The following is a 13,301-nucleotide window of genomic DNA, read 5'->3' as shown; positions in this document are numbered from 1 at the left end:
CCTTGACCCCATTCCATTGCCTTTTATGGGTTTTACCCTTGTTGGTGCCTTTTGATATAGCGTTGTTTGCCAGTGCCATCGAGTATCAATGAGGCAGGGGGGAGTTCTTTTTGTGTTGGGAATGGATAATGGTATGAAGGATTGATATTGCAGGTGAAAATATCATTATGTAATTCTTTCGGCCTGCAGAGGTAGCGTAACTTTCTTCAGGCGAATAACGATTTGGTAGAGTTGGCTGGAAGTAAAAATGAAGAACGACATTGAACGCGATATCAGCAGTATCAGGCAGGAGTTGACGGGTTCAGAATTAGATCTGTCACGGCAAACAAATCGCTCCTTGAAATATTATGTGCGGGGTATTTATAACGATTTAGTGAAATGGAAGTTTACACGCCAATGTGAACAAGAAAAATCACAGCAAAATCTTGAAGTGGCGCTTGGTGTAATTGGTTTCATTGGAGTAATGCTGGCGATTTTCCGCTCAGCGGGAAGTGATATCGATTGGGTTCGAGAACATACCCTGTCATTCCGGTTATGGGGCGTTGCCTTGTGCGCCATTTTTGTTGGTGTATCTCTGGAACGGTTGTCTCTGGTGAGTTCTCTGTGGCGTTTTACTGTCACGAAGGTGTTGCTATCAATTGTACTGTCGGGGCTGGTGATCTATGCACGTGGTCAGGCAGGTATCTATGTCAATGATGTGTTTCATGTTGATGCGTCGGCTTTACCTATTACCCTGTTGTTTACAACCGGCCTTATGGTATTCAAATTGCTTTTGCCGTTTATAATTGTTGCGGCTATAGCTATGTTTTTGTTTAATTTTTTACTTCTGGGGGCTTGGGTCAAAAATAAGTTTAATGGCGGAGATTCAGATTTGCCATTTCTTTACCCCGCTCTTTGCGTGTTTGTTTCATCCGTCCTTCTTTATCATGGATGGTTATGGTCCAGTGCTCAATTAAGCGATAATCGGGTATCTGAAAAAGTCTATCTGTTGGCTCATGCGCTGGATTTTAATAAATCGCATCAATGTGCCAATATTCCAGTGGATCGGCCAGTGGTTTTTCTTGGGAATGCTCAGGACGCAGTACTGGTGGCTCCATATCAACTGGAAGACTTTGACTTTGCCACGTTCTTTGAGGCCTCGGTAAATGTTCCCCAGCAATTTATGCGGATGCGATGTGAATATAAGCCGGCACAAACGTTTCCAGAAGGGTGGTGATTGGTACACACTTTGTTCCCGATTAGTTTATGTGCTGTTCAGAGCAATAAGCGGGATAGGCGATCTTCGACAGTTGGATATTTGATGTATGGTATTTCTGCTCTAAGATAAGTAGATAAGGCGATTTCCGTAACAACATCGTGTATCAATCGCTGTAAGGTGGACTTCCGGTACAAGCGGGTAACGCAGGTATATGATGACCATGAATAGCACGAGCCATAACAGTATTGCAGAACGCTTTGGCCGTTGGCTCGGCAGAGGCTGGCGTGGCTATGTGCGTTGTGAGCAACAGATATCGAGTTGGTTTGTCGATCAGGGGATGCCCGTTAAGGTAGCGTTTGCCCTGTTGTGGATTGCCAAACTGGCTCTTCTGGGACTATTGCTTTATGTGGCGTTCTGGTTGGCCCTTTTGCTGATAGGTCTCTTGCTTGTTGCACAGAGCCGTGGCAACAGAGAGCATGACGATTTGCAGCCAAGCATGGAGTTACGTCATGGTGAGGCTGGATTTGGGTTGTACTCATCGGATGGTCATCGAATTGATCCCCATGACCCCAATGATCCGTACGATGATTGATGGCCGTCCGTAAAAGCTTTGAGCCATCAGTGCATCGCTTTGTTTACGCCTGATGCTGTGCTGTCTTTTGCATCTTTACTGCCGGTTCCTAGATTCTGTGCAATTGCCCCCGCCTTTACACCAGCCCATCCCAAAGCTGCAATCCAGAAAGTTGGAAGAACCAGAAACATGGTTCCCATGACGAAGTTCAGCAACATGTCGCCGAAGGTATTGTTCATGCCCATAAGCGGATCAACATTGTTGTGTGGCCGATTCCAGCCCCATCCCCAACCGTAAAGCGCATCGAGGATCGTACTGTCGATCCAGCGAGCAAGCTGGAACCAGAAATCCACAAAGAACAGCGCAAACTGCACGATGCTGAGCGTGACAACGGTCTTCAGGTCGTAGGTGCCTACCAGGAGCACCAGAGGGATACAGATCACCAGTGCCATCTTCATTAGTGCAAGCACCATCGGCAGTGCCTGGCGCACGACGTCCAATGCCGGGAATGCGGCGATCCCTCCAATGGTCATGCCAATGTCGCCTGCAGCACGTGTGACGATATTCGGTAAGGTTTTGTCGATTTGGCCGCCATAATCGGTGTAGACACTGCCTTGGTTGAGTTTCTGCTGACGGGGGGACGCAAGCGCCCTGATGACTGAGTCATCCACCTCTGCACGGCTGATGAATCCAGCCCAGTTGGCGATGCGGCTGAGTAGGCTGGGGTCGACCTGTGCCAGCAGGCGCGCACGCAAGCCGTTGCCACCATCGCTCCACCACTGGCGGCAGCTCGGATAGCCAGCCCCGCTTGGCACCTGAGCCAGGCCAGCGTCACGGTTGCTGTCGTAGGCCCAGCCCTCACGTGGTGTCTTGGCGCGGTAGGTGTCGTAGAAGCCTCCGGTGCTGACAAAATAGGTCGAGCCGATCCAGGTCACGTCGTGCATTTGTGCTTCATCAAGATCAGGACGATTCATGAACAGTTTGGCACGTGCAGGGCCGTAGCAGTCGTGGGTAAAGTCCGCGACTTCCTGAGCCAGCAGGGGATCGTCAATACGGGTGGCATTGATCTCCATCCGCATTTGTCGCAGGTCGGTGCCGCATGGGATAGCCGCCACCGAGGCTCCAGTGAGCGCGCGTGAGAGCGCATGCATGAAGGCCCACCATACTGGCACTTTTGCACTCTGGTTGTTGAGGGTGCTGAAGGATTGTGACCAGCCTGTGTCTTCGGGCTGTGGCACGCTGATCTGGCACTGTGCCGAACGCGCCTGATCGTACCTGATCGTGTTGAGGTCAACATCAATGAACGGAATACCGGCGAACATCACCACCACGATTGCTACCCATACCCGGTTTTCAATGCGCATTGAAGACAGGACGCCCTTGTTGCCTTCGTCAGCACCCTCGGTACGGGATCTCAACCATTCGTCGATGATGATGGCCACGAAGGGGAGGACGAACACACCGCTGGAAACCAATACCGCCCAGATACCGTTGTGGACGACCCAACTCACCAGGGTCAGGTAATACTCCAGATAATCGGTGGTGAAAAGCGTCATGGTCATCTACCTCTATGCGTTCTGCACCAACAGGCTGAACTCCAGCACCAGCAATGCCGCTATACCGGAAACTTCGGCACGAATGAGCCTGCGCCGGGCATCGGGGCTGGTATCGCGCAGGAGCAGGCGGCGGCGCATCCACAACCAGCCATAAACGGTGGCACCGTACAGGCACACTCGCCACAACAGGAAATAGCTGGCAGCATCGGCCAGCCAGTGTTCCCATCCAGCAATGCTGCCAGCGAAGTAGATGCCCAGGACGTTGGCTGTGACGGTGATGACCAGCAATAGCACCGTCCACAGGAGGACTCTGGCGGTACGCCAACGGAGCAGGCGGTGTGAACGCAGCCAGGCAAGACTCATGGCGTGCCTCCGGGGCTGGGACGCTGCAACTGGTCAAGACGGTTGGGTACGGGATCACCTTCATAAATGCCACGTGAGCCGGCTGCACGTGCGCTGTGGCGCTGGATGATGGCCATCGGCGAGTTGTTGGCAAGTTCGCGGCGCAGTTCAAGCTCGGTTTTGAGATTGAGGATCTCGCGGTCAAGCGTGTTGCTTTCCTGATCGACGGCGGCGACTGCCAATTGGTTGGCGGCGACGTTTGGCTCTTTCCTGCCGGTCAGTAGCGTACGTTGCAGCAGCAGGGCTTTTTCCAGTACCGATGCCAGCGCGGCTTCGGAGGCCAGGCGTCGGGCCAGAATGTCTTGGTCAGGTTCGTCACGCAGTGCCTCGATGACGCTGCGGGTGATCGGTAGTGAGGCACTGCCTGCTTCGCGAAGGTTCTCGAACGTGGTATTGCGGGTTCCGTTGACTAGCGCCTGCAGGGCTTCCAGCTTGGTGTCGTATTCGTCCTGGATGACTGGGGTCAGCCCGACGCCTGGTACGGTCTCGGTCTTGGTGCAGCCTTCGCAGGTACGCTGTTCCTGCTCGCCTAGCACGCGGGTGGCAAAGTCGATGGCCTGCTGTGGTGAGGCCCAGGTCTGGCAGGACAGACTTTGGCAATTTGCTGTGTCGATGGATGAGGTGTCTGCCACATTGCGACCATTGACCAGGTTGTAACCTGCACGGGTGACATCGCTGACGACCTTGATTGACCGCTGACCGGCTCCACCGGCATTGCTGCCACCGACCCACGGCACCCCGTCGTTACCGCGGTTTTTTTCAGCCTGTTCAATAGCCGAGACGGCATCGGTGCTGGAGACCGCCTGACGTAGCGCCATGCCTTGGGCAATCTGGTTCCAGCCGAGCTGGCCACCTGCGGTGTCTGCCATGCGCTCAGCCATCGCCTGGCAGGAGAGTTTGGAGCGGTCAAAGTCGAGTCGAGCCTGCAGAACGCCATTGGTCAGCAGGTTGTAGAGCCCCGGGTCGGCCCGCTGGATGATGAGCGCGGGCAATGAGGCGACCGCGCTGGTGGCGTTCTGGATCACGTTGCTCATGATGTTCTGGAAGCCGTTGGTCAGCCCGTTGAGCTGATTCTGGATTGTGGTACTGATGTTCATGTCGCCGCAGATCAGGTTGCTGTTCCAACCCACACCGACACCAATCGAGCGCATGCCGGCCGCACCGCTCATCGACACGGCGTTACCGCCGCCGATGGAGTACATCACCTCATCGCCAATGACGGCACCGCTGTTCTGGAAGCCTCCGTTCTGTGCCTGCGCCAGTCCACAGTTCAGAGCCAGTACGGCAACCAATAGTGCGGGTTGCCGCAGGCGTGGCGCAGGAATGGAAAACGCTTTCGGGTCGAGCCGTTTCATCATCATGTCCTCAGTTGAAGTCCACACTGCCAAGAAAGGTCTGTCCGCGTCGTTGGCAGCAGCTATAGGGTCGCCAGAGTGCCCAGGCGTAATCGCCTTGCTGTGCCTGAACCAGGGGTTCTTTATGCGGGAAGACCGCGCAGGAGGCAGACAGGCGAGGGGCCAGTTCTTGCCATTTGCCGGTCGAGGCATCGCTTTCCATCAGTGCGCCTGCAGGCCAATAACCGTCGCGTGCGTTGGCGAGCAGGGGGTGGTACACGTGCAGTTGTCCTCGGCGGGTCACGATATCGCCTGCCCGTTGGGCGACCACGGCGCTGGCCTTGTAGCTGTCCACTTGATGCAGGAAACCGCCACGTGGATAGACGTTGCCCCACAGGTTCAGTGTGGTGCGTGCACCGATCTCGCGCATACCGGGGATCAGCGCCTCGGGATACACCGCTTCGGGAATGTTGTAGCGCCACGCGATGGTATCGAGTGTGCTCAGCAGGTACGGCATGAAGGCGGTGCCGGCACGGTCGCAGATGTAGCCTGATGACGAGGCAAACTGGCTGAATGCCTGGCCGCCAGGGTGGCCGATCACGTCTGCGTTACGGAAACTGGAGAGATTGTTCTCGTTGCCATGGTTGCTGGTGCCGTCACCACCGCTCTGCGCCGTGGTGTTGGGCATACTCATGGCGCGCACTTCAACCCACGGGTTGTCGCCCGTGTTGCTATAGCTCGATACCACGGCGTCGGGAACGTAGTGCCTGACTTTGACGGAGGTGCGTACCGAACAGCCGAACTTGGTGCAAAGCAGCCAGTAGCAGATGCCGGTGACCCGGTATTCCAGGCAATCCGGGGATAGCGATGAGGCGACGATGGTGGCGGTATTGAGGGCGAACGACGAACTGGCAGCCGTAAGCAAAACGGTGGCAATATTGGTGCGCAGGTGGCGTGAGCGTTTCATGGCTGAGTTCTCCTGTGCGTGTTGATGAGTTCAACCGCTCTGGCGATGTCGGGTTCGCCATAAACCACATACCGTTGATCAACGATAACGGCGGGCAGGGTGGTGATGCCCAGACTCCAGGCATCGACAACGTCCTGATAGGCTTCGTTGATGCGTTGCTGCAGGGCTGTGCCGCCTTCTCTCAGGCGTTGTTGCACGATGATGGCGGCGCGGGCGGGGTCTTGGGGGAGGTTGGCGGCCAGTTCGGCTTCGATGCGTTGAGCGGCGTCCAACTCAATGACCCGCACAGACGGGTGTTCGACCTGCACTGGATGGCGTCGATCAGTAACGACGATGATGTCAGCGGCGAAGGCGTCGGTAGCGAACAGCAACGCGTACAACCAGGCGGTGATGGTGAGTGGCCTCAGCCTGGGCAAAAGGAATTGAAGGAGATACGTCAGCATGTCGAGCCACCATGTAGTTGCTAATGGTGGTAGTCCACTGCAAACCCGAGTGGGGCACGACAAACAAAAGGAAGCTGACGGTCACCGTATTGATGAGAGGCGTGAGTCGACTACTCTTTCAAGTTGCGCTCGCGTGTATATCCCTAACGGGAGCAGGTCAAATTTCTGACTTCAACCCAGTGCGTGTCCATATGGTAGGGGGGTGATGCCACGCGCATGGTCAATCGTTTCGGCCACTTTGAGTGCGGCATCCAACTCGCCAATGCCGAACTGCTGCATCAGTTGGTAGCGTTCGGCTTTTTCCTCGGGCTCGGTCTGCGCCAGGGCGAGATAGAGGCTGGGCGGTACGGCACGGAAGAGCACTTCCAGGTTCTTGGAGAGGATGACGCCTTCGGTGAACTTGCCAGACTCTTTGCGTGCGGACAGCATCAGCGCCTTCTGCGCGGGTGTCAGCTCTCTGAACCTGGCGATTTTTTCCACCTCGTCGGGCGGCATCGACAGGCAAATCCACCATTCGATCATGTTGAGCATGGGTTCTGCCGCCTTCGGCAGGTCGTCGATGTTCTGTGTCGCGAGCCAAAACCACGCACCCAGTTTGCGCCACATTTTCGTGACCTTCACGACGTAGGGTGAGAGCAAGGGGTTTTTGGTGATGATATGGCCTTCGTCCGTCACGTTGAGGATGGGGCGGCCCAGGAACTGGTCGCGCTCGGCGATGTTGTTGACGGTGTTGATAAGCGAGATGTAGGCGATCGACAGTTGTGCGTTGTAGCCTTCGCGTGCATAGGTTGCCAGGTCGACCAGGGTGATGTCGGCCTCGGGCCAGGGCGTTCCGTCACTGTTGAACATTTCTCCATCGCTGCCCTGGCAGAACATATCCATCGCGTCGGCCATCTCCAGCAGGCGAGCGCGCCGGATTTCCGGCAGCGTGGTGTCATGACCCCGCTCACGCAGCGCATCGCGCACATCGCGGGTCAGCACGGTACGGTTGGCAGTGACGCAGCGCTGAGCGGCGTCCAGAATGCATTGGCGGATCAACGAGCGGTCAGCCCGGGTCATGCGGGCTTCTTCCTTGTCTTCTCCTCCCGTGATCATCAGGCGTGCCGTGATCTCCAGTTCGCCCAGCACATCGCGCTGTTCGTCGGCTTCGGCTTCCTTGCTCTGCTGCTCATCATCCAGTTCATCGGCATCGAGTGTCTGTACATCGCTGGGTGTTTCGATGAGTCTGCGGGCATCGGCGAACGGCGCAAGGCTCACACCAGCTCCGGGGGCGAGCTTGACCCGGTTGACGGTCAGTCCCAAGCGCCGGGCGAACTCGCAGAACAGACCGAAGGAGTTGCCGGCCTCCACAATGAAGATCCGTGGACGATAGATGGCGGTGACTTGATTGAGCAGGTTGTTGAGGGTGGCGCTCTTGCCTGAACCTGTGGGGCCGAACAGGAAAAGGTGCGCGTTCATCTGCCGATCCAGGCGGTTGAAGGGGTCGAACGTGATCAGGCCGCCTCCACGATTGAAGACGGTGATGCCTGGATGGCCTGTACCCTGGCTACGTCCCCAGGTTGGCGAGAGGTTGGCCACATGCTGGGCGAACATCAGTTGCGTGTACCACTGTTTGCGGTCTTGGGCCGGGTTGTACATGCACGGCAGCCAGCGCAGATAGGTGTTGAGCGGGGCGACTTCGTCCTCTTCGCGCACCGGCTGCAGGCCTGCGCCCAGCATCACGTTTGCCAGTTGAAGGCCCCGACTGTCGAGTTCCGTTTCATTCCGGCCACGCAAATAGAATGCCAGGCTGGCGCGGTACAGCTTGTGAGAGCTGCCGATCAGCGAGCGTGCTTCTTGCACGTCTGCCAGGGTTTGTTCGGACGCCAGCGTCTCGCCAACGGCTTTCTTTGCCAGATGATTCAGATGTGCTTCGAGTACATCCTGCGGTGTGGCAACCAGTGTCAGGCACATCGTCGTGTCTTCCGGCATCTGGTCGAACAGGGTGTTGATGGCATCGCCCTTGCGATTCTCGCCCGTCATGTGACCCACGTTGGGTGGTGTGCGCAGGCGGTCGGTCATCATCACCCGATGCGGCATCCCATCAAAGTGCCACACGCCCCGGGCCGCATCTGAGCGTGGCTGGCCGAAGAACAGTCTCTGACTGAAATCTCGCCCGGAGGCCAGCTCGATTTCATCGGCGTCGTGAGTGTCCGGGTAGGCGGTTAACTGGTAGAAACGTTCGCGGTCTTCGGCGCTGGGTCCCAGCAGCGTGGGCTGTGGGTTGAACCAGCGCAGCAGCCAGTCTTGGATGTGCGACGCGTTCAGGCGCTGGGTGCGGATGCCGACGTTGGCCAGACCACCGCTCAGGCGATCACAAACCACATTCAAAGCCTGCTCGGGCGTCTGGCCGCGTCGGGCTGTGCTGCCAGTGGTGCGGCGATAGACCACCATGCGTACCCGGCGTGTTTGTCCGCGCCAGGGCAGTCGCGTGACTGTGGCATCCTCGAACAGGCCTCCCGGTTTTGCTACTGCGCGCAGGTGATGGGCCATTGAATGCAGATAGAACTCGGTAAAGCGTGAGTGCTGCGCACGTGACTGGATGTAGCCATGCAGGGTCTGCAGATACGAGTCAAAGTTGGTCTCGTCCTGAGCGTAGAGTTGCAGTACCCAGGGGTTGTCGTCGAGCTCGTCGAAGCTGTCCTGCAGCGCGTTCTCCAGCGCATCCCGTGCCTGAGCCAGCCAGGCTGGCTCGCGGCCTTCGGTGCCCAGCGGGGTCAGTTCGAAGAATGCGGCAACCGAGATACCATCTTCCAGCAGCATACTTTGCGATTCGGGCAGGTATTCGACCCAGGGCAGCAACGCGACGAACGATGGCGCAATCTCGTACAAGGCCTGCTCATCCGCCTGCGTGGCGGGGCGGTTCCCCCTCACTGCGGCACCGGGTTCGGGAATGCCAGCGTGATGCAATGCATCGGTGTGGCGTTGCCAGCCGTCCGGCTGTTCGTCTTTGGTAGGCACCGTGGGCTTGCGCCAGGGAAGCGACCAGACCATCAGCAATCCTCCGTACGTTCGCCCGGCATCGCGTACTGCACACGCTGGTAGAGGGGGAAGATGGTCGTGTAACCCGGTACAGGAACCGGGTCCGTCCCCGCCAGATGCGGGAACACGTACATCAGCAGGTCGGGGTTGGGCAGTCGCTGAAACTGGCTGCGTACTTCATTGGCGGCGGTACGCGTGTAGTGTGCCTGTTCTGCCGGGGCCGCTCGTACATCCGCATGGCTGAGTGGACGGCGCAAGCTCTGACGGGCATCGAGCAGTTGTCGATAAGCCATCTGCCCCACTCGACCCCCATTGCTGCTTTCTTGCTGCCAGATCTCCTGCATGGTTTGGCCGCCATGGGGTAACAGGTCTTCTTTGCTCGTGGCGCAGCCGGTCAATACGATCACGGATAGCATGATTGCCAGCGGTTTAGTCCAGTTCGAGCGCATGGCTTTCTCCTGTGCGATGGTCGACTTTGCGACCTTCAGGCTCGTAGTCGATGGCGAGGGGTTTTTCGAGGTGGACGGCGACATGTGCGCCTGGTTTCACATAGACCGCTGCGAATGCCTGTCCATAGAGCTTGTTGACCCAGTCCGACATGTCGCGCACACCGCCTGCGAGAATACGGCCCACAGCCTCGTTGCCGCTGATGCCCACCGTACCGATGGAGCCGTCGGCACCGGCGTAGGACATCTGACCGCTGTCCGAATCGATGAGCGATGCCGCGCCTGCGCCCGCAGCGGTGATCAGCGCCTGTGTGCCGAGATATTGCTGGGCATTACTGCGGCGCTCGCCGGACACGCACGGGATGCCGTAGGGATCGCTGATCCATCCCAGGCCGTTCTGGTCATTGTTTTGTTGATTACTGCGTTCGCTGTCTTCCGGAATGGTGCGGATGGTGCCGTCATGGAAAACGAAGGTGATGGAGCGAACTTGCCCCCTGACGCATGAGAGTGTCCAGTCGCCGGAGGCGGTGCCGCTGAATACCGCTCCTGCCACATCAGGGATATCGATGCCGTTGGCCGTGAGGTTGTCGGAGCCGACCAGAATCTTGAAGGGGTAGGGGTCATTGACGGTGCCATCGATTGGCACGCGACCGATCAGCGCGGTCATCGCGACAGAGCCCATCAGCGTTGAATTGGTCGGTACGGTGTAGACGGTTCTGGCAGTTTTGACGCCAGCAGCCCTGGCTCCCGCATCGGTGATAGGGTTGGCCGTGGTTTCCAGCGTCTTCTGAGCGGGCCCGAAACGTGTCGGAAAGCTCGGCGCAGCGTTGCCATGACGACCCTCAGTCTGCCTGGCATCATCAGGCTCTACCCAGCGGATTGTGGCCTCGTCGCTGAATCCTTCCGCATCCCCGTCTTGCAGGCCGAGGCCGACAGGCAGGTCGCCATGGCCGCCGCTGCCCATGCTGTCCAGCCGCCGTTGCAAATCTGCCAGCAGACCCTCGGTCTGCTGGCGCTCGCTGCTGAGTTGTTCCTGATCGCGGCGCAGGTTGGTTCGCTCGGACTCCAGTGCAGTGCTGATGCGCTGGTCAATGGCGCTTTCGCGCTGGCGCAAACGCTGGTTCTCTTCTCGCTGTGCACGGTTGTCGGTGGTGGCGGTTTGCAGCTCGGTGCGCAGTTGCCGGACCTGGGCCACCAGGGTCGCGACGGTATCGCGTGGTGTGTCCCCTTCGATTCCCAGCGCCTTCATTTCCTCTGGGGTGAGCTGGCTGTCTGTCTTTGTCGAGGCAGGGGACTGTGTGTCGCCACCAGAGAACATGCGGATGCCAACGAACAGGATCAGCAGTGCGACTGGGATCATCAGCCATTTCAGCAGACCATTACTGCGCATGCTGCACCTCCGTCGTCGGGCTTGTCGTAGTTTGCACGTGCCTGGCGGGATCGAAGCGTTGGATGGCGGGTAGCAGTGACTGTGGTAACCCATGTCTGCGGGTGACCAGATACAGCACGGTGGTGTCTTCGGGGGTGCCGCGTGGGCCAAGCGCCGGATGCTGGAACGTGGCGGTGAGGAAGTTGCCCTGAAGTGTGCGCGGGTCGAGTTCGATCCAGCCCCCCTCCATATGGGTCAGCTGCACGGCAGTAACCCACTGGTCTTCCAGTCGCCATGATGCCAGCGCGGTCGCCTGAACAGGCAGCGTCGGCAGTAAGGTGTCGAGTGGCAGGTCGCGGCGCAGGTTCACGCGCACAATGCCGGGTACAGGTTCAACGGTACGCAGTGGTGCGTACAGGTTCTGTGCTGCGTAGCGCGTCAGTAACACGGCCACGGGGGTTTCACGTCGCGCCGGCCTGTCCTGTTCTGTGGTGGCGGCGTCGGTTTCGCTGTCCCGTTGCTGGCCGTAGCGCGGTGGCGTGATATTGCCCTCAACGATGCGTACCGGCTCAAGCGCCGGCTCACCGTCTTTGGCGGGGGAGGCTGCAATGTCGAGCAGAATCAGCGTGCCGCTGTCAGCGTCCTGCAACTGCAATCGGGTGGGTTCGATGGACTCACTGGCTCGCAGGTAAATTGCCCCCCCTGCGCTCTGCACGCGCAGCCGATCGCCAACGCTGGCCGGGACGCCGACACGGATGTTGCGATCCACAAACACAATGCGTTCCTGTCCGACCGTAAGGGGAACGGCAAGCGGCAGTCGCTCCCAGCGCAGGATCTCCACTGCATGGGCAATGGGCGTCAGCATCAGGGTCAACAGCCCCAGCCAGATAAGACGGAGAGGGTGGTGCTTCATGGGGTTTCTCCCTGTGTACCCAGACCGCCACGACTCGGTGGCTCCGGTGTAGGGGTTGTGATGCGTTGCGGAGCACCGTCATAGCAGTCGAGCACGAGGCCAAACGGATTACGGGCTGGATCGACATCGGCACGTGCGACTTTCACCGGGTAACGCACCAGGGCGCGTTTGACCTGTTCCGGGCCGTGGTACTCGTCGGCGCTGAGGTCGAGGGTCACCACCCAGTCACTATTGGATATTGTGCGCACCCGTGCTATGGGGTTGTCACCATAGCCGCGCCCTGGGATTTCGTAGACACCGCGTACGCGCTGCCGCAGTTCTCCAGTACTGTGGCGATAGTCGTAATCCGCCTGCAGAAAGGCACGGCATGCTGGGGTGAGGTACGGCGACAATGCATGCAGGTTGCGTGCGTAGTCCTCTTCCCCATTGGTTGGCCAGCGGTTGAGTTGCTGGAATACATAGAAGGTGAAAGCGTAGACCGACTCGGGAGGCACCTCCCACCAGGCACGTGCGCTCCCCGAGCGCAGGTCGGGCGGTACGTGAATGGTCAGGTCACGTGGTGCGTTCCACCAACCGGCCCCCATCACCAGTGATACCAGAAGTAATGCACTGGCACCGATACGAAGGGTCTTGATGTGTGCCTGTAGATGTGTGACTTCGTTCTTGAATCGGCTCATCGCGTTGTCCTTCTCGTCGACCAGAAGCCTGAGTGCGTGATCAGCCGGTGTCCGCCGACCCAGCCTGTAAGCAGCGGATAGCGGGTCGTGATGTGCCATTGCAACTGGCGGTACAACCAGGTGTCGGGTCGACCGCGCTTCTGTCGTCGCAGAAAGCCGCCACCAACAAACACGCCGCAGGCGATTCCCAGCACAATGCAGGTCGGTGCCAGAGCGATGGTTGAAAGTAGCCATGACAGCGGGATGCCGATGATCAACCCGGCGCTACCGGACAGGCCACAGCAGATCCACAGCTCATCGGCCGTCAGACCGCGCACCACCACAGGATGCCGATTGAGCCGATGCGGCAGGAACGTGACGGTGCCGTCTGCGCGGATATGAGGATGAGCAGACATCTCCAGCCC

13 protein-coding genes are annotated in these 13,301 nt (G+C 58.4%); 2 read left to right on the top strand and 11 right to left on the bottom strand.

All coding sequences use genetic code 11. The annotated features are described in order from the left end of the window. Positions 1–247 precede the first annotated feature (247 nt). Positions 248–1,216, top strand: a complete 969-nt coding sequence (locus A6301_RS14160) for a hypothetical protein (RefSeq protein ID WP_205555189.1) — start codon at positions 248–250, stop codon at positions 1,214–1,216. Between the two features lie 202 nt (positions 1,217–1,418). Next, positions 1,419–1,790, top strand: a complete 372-nt coding sequence (locus A6301_RS14155) for a DUF3742 family protein (protein WP_043898987.1) — start codon at positions 1,419–1,421, stop codon at positions 1,788–1,790. A 26-nt stretch (positions 1,791–1,816) separates the two neighbouring features. Here the strand turns inward: A6301_RS14155 and A6301_RS14150 are convergent, their stop codons facing one another. The 11 genes from A6301_RS14150 to A6301_RS14100 form a co-directional block, all read right to left on the bottom strand. Beyond that, complete coding sequence (locus A6301_RS14150; RefSeq protein WP_234258074.1) at positions 1,817–3,325, bottom strand: conjugal transfer protein TraG N-terminal domain-containing protein; 1,509 nt, start codon at positions 3,323–3,325, stop codon at positions 1,817–1,819. A gap of 12 nt (positions 3,326–3,337) precedes the next feature. Beyond that, the gene (locus A6301_RS14145) at positions 3,338–3,688 is read right to left on the bottom strand and encodes a hypothetical protein (protein WP_234258073.1); all 351 of its coding nucleotides are present in this window, start codon (positions 3,686–3,688) and stop codon (positions 3,338–3,340) included. Then, positions 3,685–5,082, bottom strand: coding sequence for an integrating conjugative element protein (locus A6301_RS14140; RefSeq protein WP_234258238.1), 1,398 nt, complete (start codon positions 5,080–5,082; stop codon positions 3,685–3,687). The genes A6301_RS14145 and A6301_RS14140 overlap by 4 nt, the downstream gene beginning before the upstream one ends. Before the next feature lie 10 nt (positions 5,083–5,092). Beyond that, positions 5,093–6,028: a TIGR03756 family integrating conjugative element protein gene (locus A6301_RS14135; protein WP_234258072.1), complete on the bottom strand. Its 936-nt coding sequence runs from the start codon at positions 6,026–6,028 to the stop codon at positions 5,093–5,095. Beyond that, positions 6,025–6,471, bottom strand: coding sequence for a TIGR03757 family integrating conjugative element protein (locus A6301_RS14130; RefSeq protein WP_234258071.1), 447 nt, complete (start codon positions 6,469–6,471; stop codon positions 6,025–6,027). The genes A6301_RS14135 and A6301_RS14130 overlap by 4 nt, the downstream gene beginning before the upstream one ends. A gap of 171 nt (positions 6,472–6,642) precedes the next feature. Continuing rightward, positions 6,643–9,504 carry a conjugative transfer ATPase gene (locus A6301_RS14125; protein WP_234258070.1) on the bottom strand — a complete coding sequence of 954 codons (2,862 nt, stop codon included), beginning with the start codon at positions 9,502–9,504 and terminating at the stop codon, positions 6,643–6,645. After that, the gene (locus A6301_RS14120) at positions 9,504–9,941 is read right to left on the bottom strand and encodes a TIGR03751 family conjugal transfer lipoprotein (RefSeq protein WP_234258069.1); all 438 of its coding nucleotides are present in this window, start codon (positions 9,939–9,941) and stop codon (positions 9,504–9,506) included. The genes A6301_RS14125 and A6301_RS14120 overlap by 1 nt, the downstream gene beginning before the upstream one ends. Beyond that, positions 9,922–11,328: a TIGR03752 family integrating conjugative element protein gene (locus A6301_RS14115; protein WP_234258068.1), complete on the bottom strand. Its 1,407-nt coding sequence runs from the start codon at positions 11,326–11,328 to the stop codon at positions 9,922–9,924. The genes A6301_RS14120 and A6301_RS14115 overlap by 20 nt, the downstream gene beginning before the upstream one ends. Next, positions 11,318–12,220: a TIGR03749 family integrating conjugative element protein gene (locus A6301_RS14110; RefSeq protein ID WP_234258067.1), complete on the bottom strand. Its 903-nt coding sequence runs from the start codon at positions 12,218–12,220 to the stop codon at positions 11,318–11,320. Before A6301_RS14110 ends, A6301_RS14115 begins: the two co-directional genes overlap by 11 nt. Beyond that, positions 12,217–12,897 carry a PFL_4703 family integrating conjugative element protein gene (locus A6301_RS14105; RefSeq protein ID WP_234258066.1) on the bottom strand — a complete coding sequence of 227 codons (681 nt, stop codon included), beginning with the start codon at positions 12,895–12,897 and terminating at the stop codon, positions 12,217–12,219. The genes A6301_RS14110 and A6301_RS14105 overlap by 4 nt, the downstream gene beginning before the upstream one ends. Beyond that, the gene (locus A6301_RS14100) at positions 12,894–13,292 is read right to left on the bottom strand and encodes a TIGR03750 family conjugal transfer protein (RefSeq protein WP_234258065.1); all 399 of its coding nucleotides are present in this window, start codon (positions 13,290–13,292) and stop codon (positions 12,894–12,896) included. Before A6301_RS14100 ends, A6301_RS14105 begins: the two co-directional genes overlap by 4 nt. Between the last annotated feature and the right edge of the window lie 9 nt (positions 13,293–13,301).

This window comes from Pectobacterium sp. IFB5596 (assembly GCF_021432585.1).
In the GTDB taxonomy this organism is placed as follows: Bacteria; Pseudomonadota; Gammaproteobacteria; order Enterobacterales; family Enterobacteriaceae; genus Pectobacterium; species Pectobacterium punjabense.
The sequence above is the reverse complement of the archived record's forward strand: the minus strand, read 5'-3'. Positions and strand labels throughout refer to the sequence as shown.